The following is a 20,291-nucleotide window of genomic DNA, read 5'->3' as shown; positions in this document are numbered from 1 at the left end:
ACCATGACCACGACATATCCAATCAACCTTGCTCAAGAGTTGGTGCCGCGCCCATCTGCGCTGGTTCGACATGACGCCACTGGAGCACCGTCGGCAGCATGGCGACCCTGTGATCGCCGGTTATGACGCTATTCCCCCGGCTGGCCAACCTCAGGTTTCCGCGCAGGTGCCGTGAACCAGCGCTCGTGCGGCACCCACTTTTCCTGCGCGGGGTCGCCCAGGTAATGCGGCGACATGATCTGCACCCCGTACTCGTTGAACACATCCTGAATGTTGCCGTGCAACAGGCTCAGCAGTTCTGCCCGTGGCCGTGGCTCACTCGGCACCGCCTGCGCCACCAGGCGATACTCGGGGTAGAAATCCGAAAGCCCGGTCTGAAACACCTGCGGCCTGGGTTTTTCCAGTATGCCGTCGGTACGCTTGGCCGCCTCCACCAGCATCGCCTCCACTTGGCGCCACGGCGTGTCGTAACCGATGGTGACCACAGTATCGACGATGTAGCCCTGCCCCTGTACAACACGTGAAAAATTGCGTGTCACCGAGCCGGTGATCATCGAGTTGGGCAAGGTCAACACTTCGCCCAGTCCAGTGCGGATCGTGGTGTTGAACATGCCGACTTCGGTCACCGTGCCCTCGTGGTCACCTACCCGCACATACTCGCCAGCCTTCAAGGTGCGTGAATAGGTCAGGATCAGGCCCGCTGCCGCCTGCCCGACAATGCTGGAGGCGCCGAGAGAAATCATCAGCCCGAGCAGCACCGACAGCCCCTTGAAGGCGTCGGTGCCGGAACCCGGCAGGTACGGGTACGCCATCACCAGGGCGAACAGCCAGATGGCAAGTGAGGTCAGGCGTGTGGTTGGCTGCAGGGTTTCCTCGGTCAGCCACTTGAGGGTGCCCGGCCGAGCCATGCGCTCCAGCAGGCGCCGACTGAAGCCACTGATACCGCGGGCGATGAAAAAAATGATGATAGCCACGGCGATGCCGGGAATTGCCTGCAAAATGCCGTCGAGCAGATAACGTAACAGGTCGATCAAGTGGACGTTGAGGCTTTCCCCCCAAGGCCGGGTGTAGGGGAATTGCGACAGCACGAAGCTCAGCCACTGGTAGCTCAGCAACAGTACTACGCCCCAGTGCAGCAGCCGCAACAGGCGTTCGATCACGGTGTAGACCAGCTGCATGTCCAACAGCGGCATCTGCCCGAGCCGTATCTGCCGGGCGCGCTCGCGCATCAGCTGCGGCAACAGGCCTTGGAGCTTGCGCCGAGCCAGGTTGGTGCCCTTGATGAGCACCACGTAGATCAACGTGGCCAGCGCCGAGTAGCCTGCTGCCTTGAGCAGAAAGCGCAGGCTGCGGGCCTGACCGGTCTCGTCGACCACCAGGCGCAGCATAGCGGCTGCCTGCTCGGCGGCTTCGCGAGTGTCGCCACCGGCCAGGCCCAGGTCCTGCGGCGCAATGATGAAGGCACGCCGCCCTCCCAATAGCACCAGGTGGCTATTCAGGATGGGGTCGACGCTGACCTTCAGCTCATCAGTCCCGCGCAAGGCCTCTTCGATCACGGCTGTGGCCCGTTGCACCCGCGCCGCCGGCGTTTCCCCCAGCAAGGTGGCGTGGAAGATGAAGATGCTGCGATTGGCGATGGTCAGCTCGGCCGGCTCACCGGGCACGCCATCTGTGGCACTGCCTGCAACCTCGATACCGTGCCCGGCCATGGGCTGCAGGGTGAAAAGAATCAACAGCAGGCAATAAAGGCGCTTCATCATGAGATCCCCGGGCCCCTATGGCGAAAACCATGCAGGTAGTGATAGCACAGCGTTTACTGCCCAGGGCTGAGGAACCAGCGGAAATACGGGCGCGGCGGTTCAGGACATCATCCTGTGACACACGGATGCAGCGAAGCACCGTTTGGTACCACCGGACTTGTTGGTCTGAACTTTGCGGTCCGCCCTGGCTTCCCCTGCATATCCAACACGCAAAGATGCGCCTGCCGGGGCAGGTGCCAACGAGCGCTTTGGTATCCGGAGCGTTGCTGGCCCGCGCAGCGTCAAGCGCACCGGGCCTGCTTCTGACTAGCACAGCAAAGGCTGGCATTTCCGAGGTCCAACTACAGGGGTTCGCAAAATGATCGATCAAGCGACAGGTATGAAACCAGGTGAACGCTATCGCGTGGAAAACGTGGAGCGGGCTCATCAGTTCCCTGGCTTCTTTCAAGACGGGAAGTATTATCTCGGCCCTGAGCTTTTGACCGCCGTGGGGTGGATCGAAGGCACGCGCTTCATCTACGACAGCGTGGATGCCGAGGGTGAACCCGTGTTTCCGAACCGGGAGGCTGGCACGATTGAAGGGCTGAGGTTGACCCTGGTCGATGGCACCGCTCTTGAGCTTTCTCGGATCGAGGCCAGCGAAACGATCGCGCCACTTGACGACCACAAGAAATCTGGCACAGAACAGGAAGCGCCCCGCGGGGGCGTTCCGAGCAGAGGGCCACTGCGCGGCAAAGTCGTGGTGATCACTGGCGCTTCCAGCGGTATCGGCCGTGCCGCCGCGCACGCATTTGCCTGCAAGGGCGCTCGCCTGGTGCTCGCTGCGCGCGACGAAGAGGCGTTGTTCGACGTGCTGGATGAATGCACCGACTGCGGTACCGATGCCATCGCGATCACGACCGACGTCACCCGCAACGACCAGGTGCAAGCGCTGGCCGCACAGGCAGCAGAATTCGGCCACGGGCGAATCGATATCTGGATCAACAACGCCGGCGTCGGGGCGGTCGGCAATTTCGAGGAAACACCGCTGGAGGCCCACGAGCAGGTCATTCAGACCGACCTGATGGGTTACCTGCGCGGTGCGTTCGTAGCCCTCCCCCTCTTCAAAGCCCAGGGCAGCGGCATCCTGATCAATACACTGTCACTGGGCAGCTGGGTGGCCCAACCCTATGCAGCCGCGTACTCTGCGAGCAAGTTCGGCTTGCGCGGCCTGACCGAGGCGCTGCGGGGGGAATTGACGGAGTTTCCCGATATCCACGTGTGCGATATCTATCCGGCCGTCATGGACACACCGGGCTTCCGAGACGGCGGCAACTACACAGGCCATGCGCTGACGCCTCCGGGCCCTGTATATGATCCCGAACTTGTGGCGAAGGCCATGGTGGCCTGCGCAATCTCACCACGCGCTCACACCACGGTCGGTGCCACGGCCCGCCTGGCGCATCTGGCCAGCTACCTGGTACCGGGCCTGCCTCTGTTATCGGGGTGGCTGACGCGTCGGGGGATAAACCGCAGCCCGAAAGCCGAAACATCATCAGGCAACCTCTTTGAGCCGCCGAGTGGCAGGAGGAGTATCGACGGGGGTTGGAGGAAGTCAAAAGACAAGACGCCTCTACTGATAGGCGCAGCGGCGCTTGGAATGATCGTGGGTTTTGCAATCACCCATTCACGACGCAGGAGCTGAACGACCGTGCCGTCAAAGCCGATGCAAGCCAGATCCTTCCCAAAGGTTGGCGAACAAAGCTCTGCTGCACCACCGGCGCCCGCACGGGTTCTTTCGCGCAACCCGTCGGGCCGAGCAAAATGCAGTAGAGCAAACGCCCCTCTGCCTGACGTCCGAGTTGAACACAGACTTTCCTGTGTGACGACATGAGGTGATGAACGCGACTCTGAGGCTGGACGTAAAGGCGGACAGGACAGCCACGGCGGCGGTCGTGGTAGCGAAAATCGCTAACTTGAAATGAGCTCGGCCAGGGTGCATGGCACCCTGGCCTTTTTTCTGAATATTGGTCGTTCACAATCAAGGGGGCATTTGCCCCCCGATTGCACAGGTCTTGCGCCTCAGGAGCCGAAGCCATGAGCGGCCCTTGCATCGCTCATAACAGCTCGGGGAATGCAGCGCCAAGCAGGCCCGGATCCTTCAGGATCGATGCGCTGCTGGCGATATCCGGGGCCAGCCAACGGTCCTGGGCATACGCCGGGACCCGTTCGCGCAACAACCGCCAGGCAACGCTGGTACCCGCGCCAAAGCGCTGCTCCTTGAGGAACTCGAATGCCTGGGCCGCCAGCAGGTATTCGATGGCGAGGATCTGCGTGCAGTTCTCCAGGGCGCGGTGCAGCTTCAACCCGGCATTGGTGCCCATGCTCAGATGGTCCTCCTGCAGGCCGGAAGTGACGTAGTTGTCGACGACTGCCGGTTGTGCCAGCTGACGGTTTTCTGCACACAGTGAAGCAGCCACGTACTGGACAATCATCATCCCCGAATTAACTCCCGGCTGGCTGACCAGGAAAGCCGGCAATCCGCTGACCAACGGGTTGATCAGGCGATCGAGACGACGCTCGGCAATCGCCCCGATCTCGGCCACCGCGATGGCCAGCAAGTCAGCCGCCATGGCCACCGACTGGCCGTGCGGATTCGCCTGGGAAACCACCCGATACGACTCGGGCGTACCCAGCAGCATCGGGTTGTCCGTGGTGGAGTTGAGTTCGGTTTCGATCTGCCGCGCAGCGTGGTCTAGCTGATCGCGGGCGGCGCCATGAACCTGCGGAATCGAGCGAATGCTCAAGGCGTCCTGGGTGCGTATGCCTTGGCTGCTGGCAATGATTTCGCTGCCGTCGAGCAGGCGTCGCAGGTTACTGCCCACGCGCTGCATGCCGGGGTGCGGTTTCATCGCGATGATTTCAGGGTCGAAGGCATCGAGCTGGCCGCGCAGGGCCTCGAAGCTCATGGCACTGATGACATCCGCCCATTGGCTCAACCGAGTGGCGTCGTCCAGGGACAGGCAGCTAAGGCCGGTCATGCAAGGGGTACCGTTGACCAGGCACAGGCCATCCTTGGCACCCAGTTTGACCGGCGCCAGGCCGACCTCGGCCAAGGCCTGCTGCGCCGGCATGATCTGGCCGCGATAGCTGACCTGGCCGACGCCCAGCAAGGTGATGCTGATATGCGCCATGTGGGTCAGGTACCCCACCGACCCCTGCTTCGGCACCTGCGGCGTGATGTGCTGGTTGAGCAAGGTCAGCAGCGCCTCGACCACCTTGCGCTGCAGGCCGGAACGGCCCTGGCAGAAATTGATGATCGCCGCGCACATGATCGCCCGGGTCTGTTCGTCCGACAGCGCCGTACCCACGCCACAGGCATGGCTGAGCAAGGTGTTGTGCGACAGCTGGCTGAGTTGTTCATCCTGCAACGAGACATTGCACAAGGCGCCAAGCCCGGTGTTGACGCCATAGGCGCGGTCACCGCTGGAAACGATGCGCTGGACAATCGCCTGGGCGTTCTCGATCCGGGCCCAGGCCGATGGGGCCAGCTCAAGCTTCGCGCCATGCCGGGCCACTGCCACCACGTCCTGCCAACGCACTGGCGCGTCGGCGATGATGATTCTTTCGGCAAACGACATATACCCGGTTCCTTAAAGCGAAGCTACGCGACGCTGCACGAAACGATCTACATATTCGTCCGCAGGTTGGTAGAGGATTTCTTTCGGCGTACCGACCTGGACCAGGCGACCGTCCTTGAGAATGGCAATCCGGTTACCGATACGCACCGCTTCGTCCAGGTCGTGGGTGATGAAGACGATGGTCTTGTGCAGTGTCTTCTGCAGCTCCAGCAACTGGTCCTGCATTTCGGCGCGAATCAGCGGGTCGAGCGCACTGAAGGCTTCGTCCATCAGGATGATGTCGGTGTCGGCTGCCAGGGCGCGGGCCAGGCCGACGCGCTGACGCATGCCGCCCGACAACTGGTGCGGGTACGACTTTTCGTAACCCTTGAGGCCCACGGTGTTGATCCAGTGCAGGGCACGCTCTGCGCACCTGGCCTTGCTCTCGCCACGGACTTTCAGGCCGTAGGCGACGTTGTCCAGCACGGTGCGGTGCGGCAACAGGCCGAAGCTCTGGAATACCATGCTGATCTTGTGCCGGCGGAATTCGCGCAGGGCGTCCATGTCGTACTGCAGAATGTCTTCGCCATCGACCAGGATCTGGCCGCTGGTCGGGTCGATCAGGCGGTTGAAGTGGCGCACTAGGGTCGACTTGCCCGAGCCCGACAGCCCCATGATCACGAAGATCTCGCCGCTGCCGATGGACAACGAGAGATCGTTGACCCCAACCACGCAGCCGGTTTCGGCCAGGACCTGATCCTTGGCTTTTTGCTGGCGGATCAGTTTCAGGGCATCTTCGGCGCGAGCACCGAATATCTTGAAGACATTCTTGACTTCGATCTTGTTCATTGTCTGTTTGGCGCTCATTTGCCCACCCCATGCCGTGGTCGGCCATAGGCCTGGGTAATACGGTCGATCACGACCGCCAGAATCACGATGGCCAGGCCCGCTTCGAGGCCGCGGCCCACATTCAGGGTCTGGATGCCGACCAGGACGTCTTCACCCAGGCCGCGGGCACCGATCATCGAGGCGATGACCACCATCGACAGGGCCATCATGGTGGTCTGGTTGATACCGGCCATGATGCTCGGCAACGCCAGTGGCAGCTGCACACCGAACAGTTGTTGCATGCGATTGGCACCGAAAGCGTTGATCGCCTCCATGACCTCGCCATCCACCTGGCGAATGCCCAGGTCGGTCAGGCGAATCAGCGGCGGCGCGGCATAGATGACGGTGGCAAAGATCGCCGGCACCTTGCCCAGGCCGAACAGCATCAGCACCGGTATCAGGTACACGAAGCTGGGCATGGTCTGCATGATGTCGAGCAGCGGCATCAACACCGCCCGAAGGCGATCGTTGCGCGCCGACAGCACACCCAGCGGAATGCCGACCAGGACCGATATCAGCGTTGCGACCAGCATCAGCGCCAGGGTCTGCATCAGCTTGTCCCAGAGGCCGACCGCGCCGACCAAAAAGAGCAAGCCGACGATCACGGCAGTGGTCACGACTTTGCGGGTGGCGTGCCAGGCGATACCAGCAACAATGGCCAGCATCAGCCACCAGGGTACTGCGCGCAGCAGGCCTTCGAGGTTGACGATGGCCCACAGCAGGGTGTCGGAGATGTGCCGGAACACGTCACCGTAGTTGGTTACAAGCGCATCGACCCAGCCATTGACCCAGTCGGCAATGGAAAACGTGAAGTTCTTGGGAAACATGGAATTCTCTCGAGCAAGTGCATGAAACGGACTGTCGCGTGCCTTGTCCGGCAGGAGCCGGACAAGCCCATACGCTCAGAGTGCCGCGTCCACCTTTTTGGCTGCGTCTTCGCTGACCCAGCTGTGCCAGACCTCGGGGTGCTCCTTGAGGAACAACTTGGCCAGTTCCGGCGACTCGATGCGATCTTTGCTCATGCGCGCCAGGTTCTGGTTCAGCAGGTCGATCGGCAGATTGACCTTTTCCAGCACTGCCACCAGTTCCGGCGCCTGCTCGTGGAAGGCCTTCGACAGGCCCACCTTGATGGTCAGGGATTTATCCACGCCTGGCTTCTCGTCCAGCTTGACCAGGTCGACCAGGCCCATCAGCGGCGTCGGCGACCAGTAGTAGAACAGGATCGGCTCGCCACGCTTGTAGCTCGACAGCACGGCGGCATCCAGTGCCGGGCCGGTGCCCGGGCGGAAGTTGGTGTAGCTGCTTTCCAGGCCGTAGTGCTTGAGCATCTCGCTGTTGTCCAGCTCGCAGGTCCAGCCGGCCGGGCAATTGTAGAAGCGCCCCTTGTCCGGTTCTTCCGGGTCTTTGAATACCTGGGCGTATTGCCCAAGATCGGCGATGGTCTTGAGGTTCGGTGCCTTGGCTTCGAGTTTGCGCTTGGGGTCGCCTTCGATCACGTAACGCGGCACATACCAGCCTTCGACTGCGCCAACGACCGGCGCGCCGACGCCAACAACCTTGCCGGCGGCCGCCGCCTTGTTCCAGACCTCGCTGCGCCCTACCCACTCTTCGGCAAACACCTGAATGTCGTTGCTGCTCAGGGCGTTTTCCATGGAGATGGAGTTACCCGGCAGGCTGTCGGTTTCACAGCCATAACCATTTTTCAGCACGAACTGCATCACGTCCGTGAGCAGCATCCCGCTTTCCCAGTTCAATCCGGCGAATTTCACCGGTTTGCCAGACTCGCACCAGCCGGCCGCCTGGCTGGCACCAGCGGCCGCCAGCAGCCCGAAAGATAGTGTGGTGGTCAGCAGAGCCTTTGTAATTTTCATTGTGACGCTCCCAAACAAGAACATGGATTGCAGTAGTCGAGGGCATCCGGCCCAAAGAGGGTCGCCAAACTGGCTGATCAGCCTTGCAATCGGCATCGGCGTGGCACCTGTGATCGGTGGCCACTGCACAGAGGAAATATTTCACAACCTCAAAAAAGGATAAAATAATATGTCCTGATGTATCACAACGGAAAAACCTATGAAGTTCACACTGCGACAACTGCGCTACGCGCTCGCAGCGGCCAAGCACGGGAACCTGACGACTGCCGCCATGGAGCTTCATGTTTCACAGCCCTCCATTTCGGCGGCCATCAGCGAATTGGAAGAGGTGCTGGGCCAATCGATTTTCGTGCGCCAACGTGGCCTCGGCATATCGCTGACCCCGTTCGGGCGTACCGTCATGGTCCAGGCCCGCCGCGTTCTGAGCGAAGCTCGGACCTTTGCCGAGATCAATGCCAATGCAGGAGAGTGTGTCGGAGAGTTGGTGGTCGGATGTTTTGAAGACCTGGCGCCCTATTGCCTGCCACAAATTGTGCGACGGATGCAGGAGTCCTGCCCGAGGGTCACGGTCGATATGCGCGAAGGCAGCTTCGATTATGTTGGCAAGCGGCTGAGTGAGGGTGCGATAGAGCTGGCGATCACCTACGATCTGGGTCTGCCGCCGAACACTCAATGCACCCAGTTGTGCCAGCTGACCGCTCAGGTACTGCTGGCTGCCGATCACCCGTTGGCCAAGGAATCGCGCGTCAGCCTCAAAGCGCTATCCGAATACACATTGGTAGTCACCGATCAGGTCCACAGCTGGCAGCATGTGCTGGATCTGTTCAGCTTCTACGATCTTTCGCCCGCCGCTGTGCACCGTGTGCGCACCTTCGAGATGCAGCGTAGCCTGGTCGCCAACGGGTTTGGCGTGGCGCTGATCTACACCCGGCCATTTGGTGACCGCAGTTATGATGGTCAAGCGCTGGTATGTCGGCCGACCGAGGAGAAATTGCCAACGCACAGCATCGTGCTGGCGCATGATCAACGCTATCCGCTGACGCCTTCGGCTGAGGCGTTCAAGGAGCTGGCGGTGGCATGGTTCGCGGAACGGCCGTCGTTTGCATCCGAATGAAACTGCCCTCCTCTGCGAGGTGTCATTGCGCTAACGACACCTGGTCTTTCATCATCCCCATCAGTGCCTCGTTTTCCAGCGGTTTGCTGAGCAGGAAGCCTTGTACTTCATGGCATTGGTCATCGCAGAGCAAGGCCAATTGCTCGGCGGTCTCGACACCTTTGGCAGTCACCGTCATGCCCATTGCATTGCCAAGGTTGATGATGGCCTGGACCACGCTACGGTCGCTGCCACTCTTTCCCAGGTGCTGCACGAAGCGCTTGTCGATCTTGATGCTGTCGAACGGGTAGGTACGCAGGTAACCCAACGAGGAGTAACCGGTCCCGAAGTCGTCCATGTTCAGGCGCACGCCCAGCTCTTTCAGTGCAAGCATGGTGTGCAGTGCGCCTTCGACATCGTTGAGCATGACGTTCTCGGTAATTTCCAGCTCCAGGCGGTGGGCTGGCAGCCCGGTGGCGCGCAACGCGTTGCCGACGTCGCGGACCACATCGCTGCGGCTGAACTGGGCCGGCGACATGTTGACCGAGACCATCACCGCCTGCGGCCAGCCCCGCGCCTTGGTACAGGCTTCCTGCAGCACCCAGTTGCCAAGCAGCACGATCAGGTCGGACTCTTCGGCAAGCGGGATGAAACGATCCGGGCGGAGCAGGCCCAGGCGCGGGTGTTGCCAGCGCACCAGGGCCTCGGCCGATGCGATCGAGACCCCATCGACCTTGAAGCGCGGCTGAAAATGCAGCACCAGCTCGCCACGCGGTATGCCCTCGCGCAGCTCGCTTTCCAGCACACGCTTCTCCATCAAAGCGGCGTTCATCTGTGCCGAAAAGAAGCGCCAGGTGTTCTTGCCCGCCTGCTTGGCGCTGTAAAGGGCCACGTCGGCGTGTCGGATCAGGTCGCTCGGCGTACCAGGGTACTCGGCCGACAGCACTACACCCAGGCTTACCCCCACTTGCACGACATGCCCTTCGACCTGAATGGGGCGTTTGATCGCCTCGATCACGCGCATGCAGAATCGGTCCATGTCCTGGTGATCGCCTGGCCGGGTCAGTACGACGATGAACTCATCGCCTCCCAGACGGGCGACCAGATCACTGTCACGGGTAACTTGACCGAGGCGGCTCGCTACCTCGAGCAGCACCGCGTCGCCGGCCGGATGCCCAAGGCTGTCGTTGATTGGCTTGAAGTTGTCCAGATCGAGCATCAACAGCGCCACCTTGGGTAGCTCAGCGCCAGGGGCTGATTGTTCGAGGAAACGGAACAGCTTGTTGCGATTCGGCAGGCCGGTCAGGGCGTCGTGCAAGGAGAGGTGCTGAATCTGGGCATGGGCGGCCACTTCGTCGGTGATGTCGCTGCACGTGCCACGAAAGCCGGTACACACGCCCTCGGCCACGATCGCGCGCGAAGCGATCCTGCAGATACGCTGCTGGCCTAGATGGTCCTGGTATTGGCAGCGCAGCGTGCCGGAGGAGCCTGTCGCGGCCAGGCTGTGCAGCGAGGTCCGGAGGTTGCTGGTATCACACGACAGCAACTCGGTAATCGGGCGCTGTCGCCACGCTTCGACGGGGTGCCCGGTGAGTTCGGTGAACCGGTCCGAAAGGTAGGTCAGGCGAAGGAGCACATCCGTTTCCCAAATCCAGTCCGAGGCAGCTTCGGCCACTGCCTTGAAGCGCTCTTCACTTGATTGCAGGGCAACCCTGGAAGTCACCAGAGCACGGTGGCTGCGATCGATCCTGCTGCTGGCGCGGATCGCGTAGCGTGCAAACAATGCCATGCTCAGTGCGATGAATAGAACGGCGATAGCCAAGGGCACGATTACCGTGTGGATCAGTTCGGTGCCGGGCTGCGGTATATCCCATGTCAAGGTGTGGCCGCTGCCTTCAAGTGGCAGGGCACCGCGCCCTTGGCGCTGATCGGCCGAATCGCCCACGGCCAGGCCTAACAGCCCCGCCGCCTGGCCCAGCGGCAAGAGCACCTGTGGCGATAGAACCCGAATGAACACCAAAACCGCAGTTGGTCCCGGCGGGCGGGCCGGCTGGGTCTGCGGGCGGATCAGTGCAGCGACGTACACCGCCGGCTGGCCACGAAAGACCAGATAGCCTGAAGACGCCTGATCGTGCTGCGCTGCTTGCCGAGCCTCCTGCAGGATCTTGCCGGCACTGACGGTATGCTGCTCCAGGCCCAGCTGGCTGAGCTTACCGTCCAGTATTGCGTACCGCGTACCGTCGTCATCGAGCACATATACGCCTTCGTACCCATCGGAGGTATAGAGCGTGGCGCCGACATTGTCCTCGTCGTATGCCCAATGTGCATCGACCTGCCCGCCCAAGTGATCATAGGCGGCCTGCCAGTTGGCATGGGTCAGCAGGAACGTCCTGTCGTTCTTCTGCAGCTGGGCCATGGCGGATTCAGCATAGAAGCGGCTCTGCTCCACTTCTCGGGCGTCCAGCGCCCCGGCGAGGCGGTAGAGGGAGAACAGCCCCAGCAACAAGGCCAACAGCAGAATCAGGGAAAACGCCACGATCAGTTGCCCGACCACATCACTGCGGGTCGACATTTCATTGTCAGCAAAGACGTCCATTGGTTCACCATCGCGGCCTAGGGTCTCCCGGTTGACCGGGCGGCGGGCTTGGAGGTCGATGGAGCTGACGATCGGTGGTTGGCGAAAGGCAACCTAGAGCCTGATACGGGGCTATGGTCAGTACAGCGCGGGGGCCTGCCAGCGGTGAACGACTGCCAGGTTGGATAACGGTTCTGGTGCGTTCCGCGGATAACGACCCATAGCTGTCGTTTTGCCCAACGGCGATCATTGTGGGAGCGGGTTTACCCGCGAACACCGGCACAGCCGGTGCCATCCACCGCGGCGCCTGCTTCGCGGGTAAACCCGCTCCCACAGGGCCGGCGTCGCACTTGAGATCCCACGGTACCTGTGGGAGCGGGCATGCCCGCGAACACCGGCAAAGCCGGTGCCATTCACCGCGTCGCCTGCTTCGCGGGCGCGCCCGCTCCCACAGGTACTGCGCTGGCTTCGAGTTGGCGCTGAACCTGTGGGAGCGGGTTCACCCGCGAAGAGGCCCTCAAGGTCAATCACGGCTGCCGCTTGAATCAAACAAAGCCCAAGCGCCCGTCAGACACCCGGCACCGTCTTCCGCCCAACCAGTTGCTGCCTCTCCACCCCATCCAGCAACGCCTCCACCACCGCCTTGGCCGAATCCAGCCCATGGTCATTGCTCAACAACAGATCACGACAGGTTCCCTTGGCCAGCTCCAGTGCCTTGAGATTGGTCGCAAACGCGCCTTTGAGCAGCGTGGACAGATGCACCAGCGCATCGTCGTAGTCCACCCCAGAACGCACGGCAAACAACGGTGGGTGGCTGCATTCGCACGTGGAGAAACTGGAGGACGCCGTGGTGGCGCGTACGGGAGGATCGGGTAAGCCTTTTGTCATTGTGTCGCTCCTTGATTCACTGGAGCCGCCACACAACGTGACCAAACGAATGGGTGGCGACTGTACGCGGGTTGGTCAACCGGGAATCAAGGAAACCGGCGCGCACGGAGGCGCCCCACGCACAGCCGCCATAAAACGAAACAGCGGGCACAAAAAAGCGCCAACTGTATCGCAGAGCGGGCGCTTGTGCGCCTTGATGATTGCGGGTGACCAAACCCGGCCGCTGGACTTACAGCAGCGGGCAAAGACTACCGGTGTCAGGGAAGCGTTTCAAGCGAAGGGAATGTGCAGTAACACTTCCGTTGGCGCCTCTCACTCATCACCTGCTGGCCAATCAGCAGTGATCACCATGTTGTGTCGCCTGCACCGGCCTCTTCGCGGGTAAACCCGCTCACAAAGGGACGGCGTCGCGCTTACGAAACCAGTTATCCTTTAGCGTCCGCCTTGGCCAAAAGCGATCGACCGCGAATGGCGGCTAACGACCCACGGCGGACACTGATCCAAAGCTCTGTAGTCAGTACCGGCCTCATCGCCGGCAAGCCGGCTCCCACAGGAATATCACCAGCCTTCAGGCATGCGCTGTACCTGTGGGAGCCGCGCTTGCCGGCGATGGGCCGCGAAGCGGCCCCGGTCACAGATGTCCGCTTTGGGTCGTTTGTAGCCATTCGCGACTGGGCACTATCTACCCAAAACGGACGCTGCGCCGGACATCAAAGCCGGACGGATGACTTATCGGGTATCGCTCGCTACCCTGAAATCCCGTCGCCTGACGGTTCCCGGGTCAAATCCCGTTTCACCCAGACGAGCATGTCATGAAATCCCCCACAGGTTTGCTGCTGTCGGCTATCGAACTGGACCGTGCCAGTGCCATACCTCTGTACCGTCAGCTGTATCTGCAAATTCGCAAACAGATACTCAACGGCAGAATTCAGGGGGGCGTGCGCCTGCCGTCGACGCGGACCTTGAGCATCGAGTTGGGGCTGTCGCGGATCACCATCCTCAATGCTTTCGATCAGTTGATTGCCGAAGGTTTTCTGGCCTCGCGCACGGGTGCAGGTACGTATGTCGGTACTGAGTGGGAAAACCGGAGTATCGAGGACGAGCAACCGCGCCAGCCACCGCGCCTGTCCGAACTGAGCCAGTCGATGCTGTCGCTGCGCAGCGATCATTTTCGCGGGGTGTCCTATACCGACTGGGATCCGGCGACGCCGACCTCCTTCCTGCCCAGTCACAGCACCTATGAAGGGTTTCCGCAAGCCATCTGGCGGCGCCTGATGAACCGTCATTTGCTAAAGCCAACCAAGGCGATCCTGGGTTATGGCGAGTTGCAAGGCTTGCAGGCGTTTCGCACAGCGATTGCCGAGTATGTCTTCGATGCGCGAGGTATCGACTGCAATGCCGGCCAGGTAGTGATCGTTTCCGGCGCGCAGCAAGCATTCAACCTGCTGGGCATGCTGCTGCTCAATCCGCAGGACAGTGTCTGGATGGAAGACCCTGGGCACATCGCCGCGCGAATTGCGTTGCAAGCCCAGGGGGCCCGGATCATTCCGTTGCGTATTGATGAACAGGGGATCGATGTCCAGCAAGGCCTTGCCGAGTGCCCTGATGCGCGCCTGGTATTCTGTACGCCTTCGCGTCAGCATCCTTTGGGTGTCACCCTGAGTTATGTGCGGCGCCAGGCACTCATCGACTGGGCTGCGAAGCATCAGAGCTGGATCATCGAGGACGATTGCGACAGCGAGTTTCGCTACAGTGGTCGACTTCTTCCGGCACTGTATGCCATGGACCAGATGGCCCGAGTGATCTACGTCGGCACGTTCAGCAAAGTGCTCTTCCCGTCACTGAGACTGGGCTACGTGATTCTGCCGCAGGCTCTGGTCGAGCCCTTCTGCACCCTGCGCGCGGTCATGGATCGCAGCCCGCCCACACTGCTTCAGGCCACAACGGCCGACTTCATGAGCGAAGGCCACTTCCTGGGGCACATCCGCCGCATGCGTGCACTGTACAAGGCGCGCCAGCAGGCGTTGATCGAACAACTTGAAAAGCAGATCGGCAGCTTTTTCAGGATCACTCCGACGGATGCCGGCATGCACCTGATCGCCTGGCTGCCCCCCGAACTCAGTGACACTGAAATCGCCCGGCAACTGGCCCGACACAACATCCACACCTACGCCTTGAGCGACTACCGCATCAAGCATGACCTGCCGCCTGCCCTGTTGATCGGCTTTGCCGGCACGCCTGAAAAGCAGGCCCGGGAGCGTGTCGAGGAGCTGGCCCAGGCTTTGCGCACGCTGGGTTATCTTCCGCCGACCACTTGATGCGTGGAAAGTGGCCTTATCAATTAATTGATAATGGATCTATCGAGAGTTCCTGGCTGGCGCGATAAAGGCTGCGCCGGTAGACCGGTGCCTGAACCAGGAACAACTCTAATGAACAACAAGATCCAGGAACGATTCAACGCCTTGCTGAGCCACAAGGTGGTCGAACACGTGGCTGCTCCAGTGCTGACAGAGGCACTGGCCCAGCGGCTGCTTGAGCGTCTCGGGCAATTGCGCCTGTTTGCCCACGCCTACCCGCTACTGACCAACCTCACCCACGGTCGTGTCACACCCGCGGACATGCTGGACTTCGCCTATCGCCACGAGCTGCAAGGCCTGAGCCTGCACTTGCTCGACGGCGAGGAAAACAGCCTGAGCCAGATGTCGCCAGAGCAGCTCCAGGTGTTTGCCAGCAAGGCCAAGGCGCTGGGGCTGGATGTGCATCTGGAAATCAGCAGCACGCTGAAAAAGGATGTCGACCAGGTGATCGCCATCGCCAAGGCACTGGGGGTGCGCAACATCCGTGTCTACTCACGTTACGAGGGTCCGCTGTCGCGGGTCATGGACGTGATCGAGACCGACCTGCACTACCTCGCACAACAGGCCGATGCCAACGATCTGTACTTTGACTTCGAGCAGCATGAAGAACTCAAGAGCAGCGAAATCGCGCAGCTGCTCAACCGTGTCAACCACCCTCGCCTGCATGCCCTGTTCGACTTCGGCAACATGATCAATGCCTGCGAACAGCCCCTGCAGGCCCTGCACAACCTGGCGCCGCACATCCGCCAGGCTCACCTCAAGGGCGTACGCATCGTCCCCGAACAAAACGGCTTCGGCCATTACGGCGTGTTGCAAGGCAGCGACGAAGACGATCTGCCCAGCGCCCGCATGCTGTTCGAACTGTTGATGCTGGGCGAAGCAACCCCGCAAGTGATCGCGTTCATTCTCGAGCAGGAAAATCACTACGTGGCCCCGGCCTTCCGGCAGAGCCTCGAAGCAGCCGATCCATTCATTGCTTACCGGGAGATGAGCGAAACGCCGCTCCCGAAAGGCTACTCGCTCGAGCGCATGCTGGCCGACGAACACCGCTGGGCGAACAATCAGGTGGCCTATGTCCGAGGTTTGCTGGGCGAACTGCGCACCTTGGCTGAACTGACCCTGGCCGCTCCTTCCAACGCCTGAACCTGACGACCCGATTACGCCCGGAGAACAATAATGACAACTCAAAACAAGGCCAAATGGCTCAGATTCCTGATTCTCATCCTTGGTGGCGGCACCATTTACAAGCTGGCGAACCTCAAGGACGCCTTCTATGTCCCCATGCAGGAATTCATGGGCCTGAGCCACACTGAAATCGGCATGCTGTTGAGTGCCAACGCGATCATCGCGACTGCACTGTTCGTGGTTGGTGGCCTGCTCGCCGATCGCTACGACACGCGCAAACTGATCCCCCTCGGCCTGATCGGGACCGGGAGCCTGGGGTTGTACCTGGCGACCTTTCCGCCCTTCAGCAGTTTGCTGATCGTGTTCAGTCTGTTGGCCGTCTGTGCCGACTGCCTGTTCTGGCCATCGTTGCTCAAGGCCATCCGCAATCTGGGTGACGATCAGGAGCAAGGCCGGTTGTTCGGCCTGCTGGAAGGCGGGCGTGGCGTGGTTGATACGCTGGTGGCCTTTTCCGCACTGGGCGTGTTCGTCGCCATGGGCTCGGGGGAAGCCGGCCTGAAATCGGCGATCCTGTTCTACTCGGTCATCGACATTCTGGCTGGCACCCTGACCAGGGTCCTGCTCAAGGGCGGTAATGCGCAATCGGCCACCAAGCCGAAAAACGGTCTGGCAAACCTGATGGAGGCTATCAAGGTACCCGGTATCTGGTTGGTCAGCCTCAATGTGTTCATGGTCTACATCGTCTACTGCGGCCTGACCTATTTCATCCCCTACCTCAAGGAAATGTACGGGTTGCCAGTAGCGTTGGTAGGCGCCTACGGCATCATCAATCAATACTTCCTGAAAATCCTCGGCGGGCCTGCCGGCGGTTTCATTGCCGACAAGCAGTTCAAGAGTACCAGCCGTTACCTGAAGTGGGCATTTCTGGCGCTATTGCCGCTGATGGCCGTGATCATGCTGATTCCTAAAAGCCCGGGCTTCATCTATGCGGGGATGGCGGCCACCCTATCCTTCGCCCTGATTGTTTTCTCGATGCGCGGCGTGTTCTGGGCCCCCATGGGCGAAGTCGGCATTCCCCAGCACATCACCGGCTCGGCCTTCGGCATCGGTTGCCTGATCGGCTATGCCCCCGGCATGTTTGCCTACGTCATCTATGGCGCGATCCTCGACCACTTCCCTGGTCAACAGGGCTACAACTATGTGTTCATTCTGATGAGCATGCTGGCCATTGCAGGCTTCATGGTGTCCAGCCTTCTCTATCAAGCGGTACGCAAAAAATCCGTGCTCTCTGGCGGGGCCGACGCGGTACAAGCCTGATCGTCGCCATGGGCTTCAGGAGGAGGGTTCGTCCATCATGCCGAGCCCTCCTCCGCCCACAACGCCGGTGTTCGCGGCTAAAACCCCACAGGTACAGCGTTGCTCTCGAGGTTGTGGCTGTACCTGTAGGAGCGGCCTTGTGTCGCGAAAGGGCCGCATCGCGGCCCCAGGATTGATGCGCAACAGTTGAAATTGCCGGGGCCGCTGCGCGCCCCATCGCGACACAAGGCCGCTCCTACATGGGCCCTGCTGATTCAATGAGTTATGTGCAGTTCCATGAGAGATGACAAAAGCTGAGTTGCTTGCCAAGGTCGATCGTTAGCCATTGGATCTTGTTTCGTCTGGCGGGCCAGGCGTTGAACCAAGCCATTGCAAGCAGGCCTGAAGAGGCCATAGGCTGCCTTCTCATGAATCGGCCACTTACGTTGGATAAACGATGATCGAGCTACAAGGATGTGGAGCGTCTTCAGGCCTGGAGTGTCGGCCAGTCGGGCCCGCTGACGCAGCAATGATCTGCTCGCATCGCCAGGAGATGTTTCTTGAGGCAGGTGGCGACCCTGAAAAACTGCAAGTCATGACTCAGCACTTTCGCCCATGGCTGGAAGAGCGGCTCGGTGACGGTCGGTATTACGGTTTCAAGCTCCTGGATGGCGACCAACCGGTTGCAGCCATCGGCCTGATGAGCATTGACTGGCCTCCCCATCCATCGCACCCAACCCTGGACAAACGTGGGTACGTGCTGAATGTGTTCGTCCAGCCGGCCTACCGCCGCCGCGGCCTGGCTTCGGCCTTGATGCAGGCTGCTGACGCCGAGTTCGCTCGCCGAGGTATCACCTTCGCTGTCCTGCATGCCACCGAGACGGGTAAACCGGTCTATGAGCAGACCGGCTGGATGGAACGTCGGAAATGGCCAAATCCATTGAATGATAGTGACCGTTTTCGATCTGCAAGCGACGCCCAGAGCATTCTGCGTCGGTGACTGCGTCATAACCTGACACTTGGAACGAAACGCACTACTCCTTGCTTGCGCGGCCGGAGTGCCGCCTCGCCATGGACTCGCTCCAATTCGGAGCAAAAGCTGCAGCTCGGTGCATAGCGCGCCTTTTTTCGAGGCGCGCCTGCTCCCCCCTCCCGACGTTCCCGCACGGCTGCATGCGGCGCAGTCAGCGAATTCAGCAATAAAACCCAAGAGTTTCAAGGTGTTACCGCCAGCCCGTTGCCACTCCAGAACTGTGCCTGGCTTTCGGCACCTTCATTGCAATGGCCTCTTGCGTGCATAACGCACAGCAATTGATCGGATTCGAGGCTCACCGCAGACAAAACACCCACCGACCCGCAAGGCCGCACCCTGAAACACGTAGATGAACCGCAATGAAGCTGCCGGCAACGGTGGCAAGGAGTGGGTATGTCCCGGGCATTTTTCAATGAAATGTATGATACGAACGGAAGTTGCCGCCCGCATTACCAGGAGTTCGCCCGCTGGTTGGCAAACACCCCGCTGGAGTTGCTGGAGCAACGCCGACGCGAAGCTGACCTGCTGTTTCACCGCGCCGGTATCACCTTCACCTTGTACGGTGACAAAGAGGACACCGAGCGCCTGATCCCCTTTGACATCATCCCGCGCAGCATTCGCGCCAGCGAATGGCGCATGGTCGAGCGCGGCTGTATCCAGCGGGTTCAGGCGTTGAACCTGTTCCTGCAGGACATCTACCACGACCAGCGCATCCTAAAGGCCGGCATCATCCCGCCGGAACAAGTGCTGGCCAACGAAGGCTACCAGATCGCCATGCAGGGCCTGGGCCTGCACCGTGGGCTCTATGCCCATATCGCTGGCGTCGACCTGGTCCGTGACGGGGATGGCAGCTACTTCGTGCTGGAGGACAACCTGCGCACCCCCAGCGGGGTCAGCTACATGCTCGAAGACCGCAAGATGATGATGCGGCTGTTCCCCGAGCTGTTCGCCGCACAGCGTATCGCGCCCATCGACCACTACCCCAACCTGCTGCTGGACACGCTCAAGAGCGCCAGCCCACTGGACAACCCCACTGCCGTGTTGCTCACCCCTGGCCGCTTCAACAGTGCCTATTTCGAGCACGCCTTCCTGGCCCGGGAAATGGGCATCGAACTGGTCGAGGGTGCGGACCTGTTCATCCGTGACGAGCACGTCTACATGCGTACTACCGCTGGTCCAAAACAGGTGGATGTGATCTATCGCCGTCTGGACGACGACTACCTCGACCCGCTGTCGTTCAACCCTGACTCGATGCTGGGCGTGCCGGGGCTGATTTCGGTGTACCGCGCTGGCAACGTGGTGCTGGCCAATGCGGTAGGCACCGGGGTGGCAGACGACAAGTCGATCTACCCCTATGTCGACGACATGATCCGCTTCTATCTGAGCGAAGAGCCGGTCCTGAACAATGTCCCTACCTGGCAGTGCCGCAGGCCTGCAGAGCTTTCCCATGTCCTGGCCCACCTGCCCGAGCTGGTGGTCAAGGAAACCCAGGGGTCCGGTGGCTACGGCATGTTGGTCGGGCCTGCGGCGACCAGCGCACAGATCGAGGACTTCCGCGCCCGCATCAAGGCCCGCCCGCACGCCTACATCGCTCAACCTACCCTGTGCCTTTCCACATGCCCGACCTTCGTCGACAGCGGCATCGCGCCGCGCCACATCGACCTGCGCCCGTTCGTGCTGTCCGGCAGTGAAACCCGACTGGTGCCAGGCGGCCTTACCCGCGTGGCCCTTCAGGAAGGTTCGCTGGTGGTCAACTCGTCGCAAGGCGGCGGTACCAAGGACACCTGGGTGGTGGAGGACTGAACC

The 20,291-nt window shown here is 61.0% G+C and carries 13 protein-coding genes and 1 pseudogene; 7 read left to right on the top strand and 7 right to left on the bottom strand.

From position 1 onward, the window contains the following. Positions 1-128: 128 nt before the first annotated feature. Entirely contained in the window at positions 129-1,757 is a 1,629-nt protein-coding gene (locus tag GYA95_RS08160; RefSeq protein ID WP_015270118.1) for a mechanosensitive ion channel family protein, read from the bottom strand. 361 nt (positions 1,758-2,118) lie between these two features. Here GYA95_RS08160 and GYA95_RS08155 point away from each other — a divergent pair, with 361 nt between their 5' ends. Next, a complete protein-coding gene (locus GYA95_RS08155) occupies positions 2,119-3,444 on the top strand; it encodes an SDR family oxidoreductase (protein WP_015270117.1) in 1,326 nt (441 codons plus the stop codon). 412 nt (positions 3,445-3,856) lie between these two features. On the opposite strand, the gene hutH is transcribed toward GYA95_RS08155, so the two are convergent. The 4 genes from hutH to GYA95_RS08135 all read right to left on the bottom strand — a co-directional run bounded on the left by hutH (position 3,857) and on the right by GYA95_RS08135 (position 8,118). Further along, a complete protein-coding gene (gene hutH / locus GYA95_RS08150; protein WP_015270116.1) occupies positions 3,857-5,380 on the bottom strand; it encodes a histidine ammonia-lyase in 1,524 nt (507 codons plus the stop codon). Positions 5,381-5,392: 12 nt separating this feature from the next. Further along, entirely contained in the window at positions 5,393-6,226 is an 834-nt protein-coding gene (locus tag GYA95_RS08145) for a quaternary amine ABC transporter ATP-binding protein (RefSeq protein ID WP_003256804.1), read from the bottom strand. After that, a complete protein-coding gene (locus tag GYA95_RS08140) occupies positions 6,223-7,074 on the bottom strand; it encodes an ABC transporter permease (RefSeq protein WP_015270115.1) in 852 nt (283 codons plus the stop codon). The genes GYA95_RS08145 and GYA95_RS08140 overlap by 4 nt, the downstream gene beginning before the upstream one ends. A 75-nt stretch (positions 7,075-7,149) precedes the next feature. After that, complete coding sequence (locus GYA95_RS08135; RefSeq protein ID WP_015270114.1) at positions 7,150-8,118, bottom strand: ABC transporter substrate-binding protein; 969 nt, start codon at positions 8,116-8,118, stop codon at positions 7,150-7,152. A gap of 199 nt (positions 8,119-8,317) precedes the next feature. Here GYA95_RS08135 and GYA95_RS08130 point away from each other — a divergent pair, with 199 nt between their 5' ends. Continuing rightward, complete coding sequence (locus GYA95_RS08130) at positions 8,318-9,232, top strand: LysR family transcriptional regulator (protein WP_015270113.1); 915 nt, start codon at positions 8,318-8,320, stop codon at positions 9,230-9,232. 22 nt (positions 9,233-9,254) lie between these two features. Here the strand turns inward: GYA95_RS08130 and GYA95_RS08125 are convergent, their stop codons facing one another. Both GYA95_RS08125 and GYA95_RS08120 read right to left on the bottom strand, forming a co-directional pair. Further along, positions 9,255-11,807 (bottom strand): bifunctional diguanylate cyclase/phosphodiesterase, encoded by a 2,553-nt coding sequence (locus GYA95_RS08125; protein WP_161551366.1) that lies wholly within the window; start codon positions 11,805-11,807, stop codon positions 9,255-9,257. Positions 11,808-12,353: 546 nt separating this feature from the next. After that, positions 12,354-12,590, bottom strand: a complete 237-nt coding sequence (locus tag GYA95_RS08120) for a hypothetical protein (RefSeq protein WP_015270111.1) — start codon at positions 12,588-12,590, stop codon at positions 12,354-12,356. A gap of 896 nt (positions 12,591-13,486) precedes the next feature. Between GYA95_RS08120 and pdxR the strand changes: the two genes are divergently transcribed. The 5 genes and pseudogenes from pdxR (at position 13,487) to GYA95_RS08095 (ending at position 20,288) form a co-directional block, all read left to right on the top strand. Further along, positions 13,487-14,992 (top strand): MocR-like pyridoxine biosynthesis transcription factor PdxR, encoded by a 1,506-nt coding sequence (gene pdxR / locus GYA95_RS08115; protein WP_043935571.1) that lies wholly within the window; start codon positions 13,487-13,489, stop codon positions 14,990-14,992. A gap of 111 nt (positions 14,993-15,103) precedes the next feature. Beyond that, a complete protein-coding gene (locus GYA95_RS08110) occupies positions 15,104-16,174 on the top strand; it encodes a sugar phosphate isomerase/epimerase family protein (protein WP_015270109.1) in 1,071 nt (356 codons plus the stop codon). 33 nt (positions 16,175-16,207) lie between these two features. Beyond that, complete coding sequence (locus tag GYA95_RS08105) at positions 16,208-17,473, top strand: MFS transporter (RefSeq protein WP_015270108.1); 1,266 nt, start codon at positions 16,208-16,210, stop codon at positions 17,471-17,473. Between the two features lie 436 nt (positions 17,474-17,909). After that, positions 17,910-18,400: pseudogene (locus tag GYA95_RS08100) on the top strand (GNAT family N-acetyltransferase). Between the two features lie 478 nt (positions 18,401-18,878). Then, entirely contained in the window at positions 18,879-20,288 is a 1,410-nt protein-coding gene (locus tag GYA95_RS08095; RefSeq protein WP_015270106.1) for a circularly permuted type 2 ATP-grasp protein, read from the top strand. Positions 20,289-20,291: the final 3 nt, after the last annotated feature.

Source organism: Pseudomonas asiatica, assembly GCF_009932335.1.
GTDB classification, from domain to species: Bacteria; Pseudomonadota; Gammaproteobacteria; order Pseudomonadales; family Pseudomonadaceae; genus Aquipseudomonas; species Aquipseudomonas asiatica.
The sequence above is the reverse complement of the archived record's forward strand: the minus strand, read 5'-3'. Positions and strand labels throughout refer to the sequence as shown.

Coding starts and splice junctions, on each gene's coding strand:
- GYA95_RS08160 (WP_015270118.1), bottom strand. CDS start 1,757: ATGAAGCGCCTTTATTGCCTGCTGTTGATTCTTTTCACCCTGCAGCCC.
- GYA95_RS08155 (WP_015270117.1), top strand. CDS start 2,119: ATGATCGATCAAGCGACAGGTATGAAACCAGGTGAACGCTATCGCGTG.
- hutH (WP_015270116.1), bottom strand. CDS start 5,380: ATGTCGTTTGCCGAAAGAATCATCATCGCCGACGCGCCAGTGCGTTGG.
- GYA95_RS08145 (WP_003256804.1), bottom strand. CDS start 6,226: ATGAGCGCCAAACAGACAATGAACAAGATCGAAGTCAAGAATGTCTTC.
- GYA95_RS08140 (WP_015270115.1), bottom strand. CDS start 7,074: ATGTTTCCCAAGAACTTCACGTTTTCCATTGCCGACTGGGTCAATGGC.
- GYA95_RS08135 (WP_015270114.1), bottom strand. CDS start 8,118: ATGAAAATTACAAAGGCTCTGCTGACCACCACACTATCTTTCGGGCTG.
- GYA95_RS08130 (WP_015270113.1), top strand. CDS start 8,318: ATGAAGTTCACACTGCGACAACTGCGCTACGCGCTCGCAGCGGCCAAG.
- GYA95_RS08125 (WP_161551366.1), bottom strand. CDS start 11,807: ATGGACGTCTTTGCTGACAATGAAATGTCGACCCGCAGTGATGTGGTC.
- pdxR (WP_043935571.1), top strand. CDS start 13,487: ATGAAATCCCCCACAGGTTTGCTGCTGTCGGCTATCGAACTGGACCGT.
- GYA95_RS08110 (WP_015270109.1), top strand. CDS start 15,104: ATGAACAACAAGATCCAGGAACGATTCAACGCCTTGCTGAGCCACAAG.
- GYA95_RS08105 (WP_015270108.1), top strand. CDS start 16,208: ATGACAACTCAAAACAAGGCCAAATGGCTCAGATTCCTGATTCTCATC.
- GYA95_RS08095 (WP_015270106.1), top strand. CDS start 18,879: ATGTCCCGGGCATTTTTCAATGAAATGTATGATACGAACGGAAGTTGC.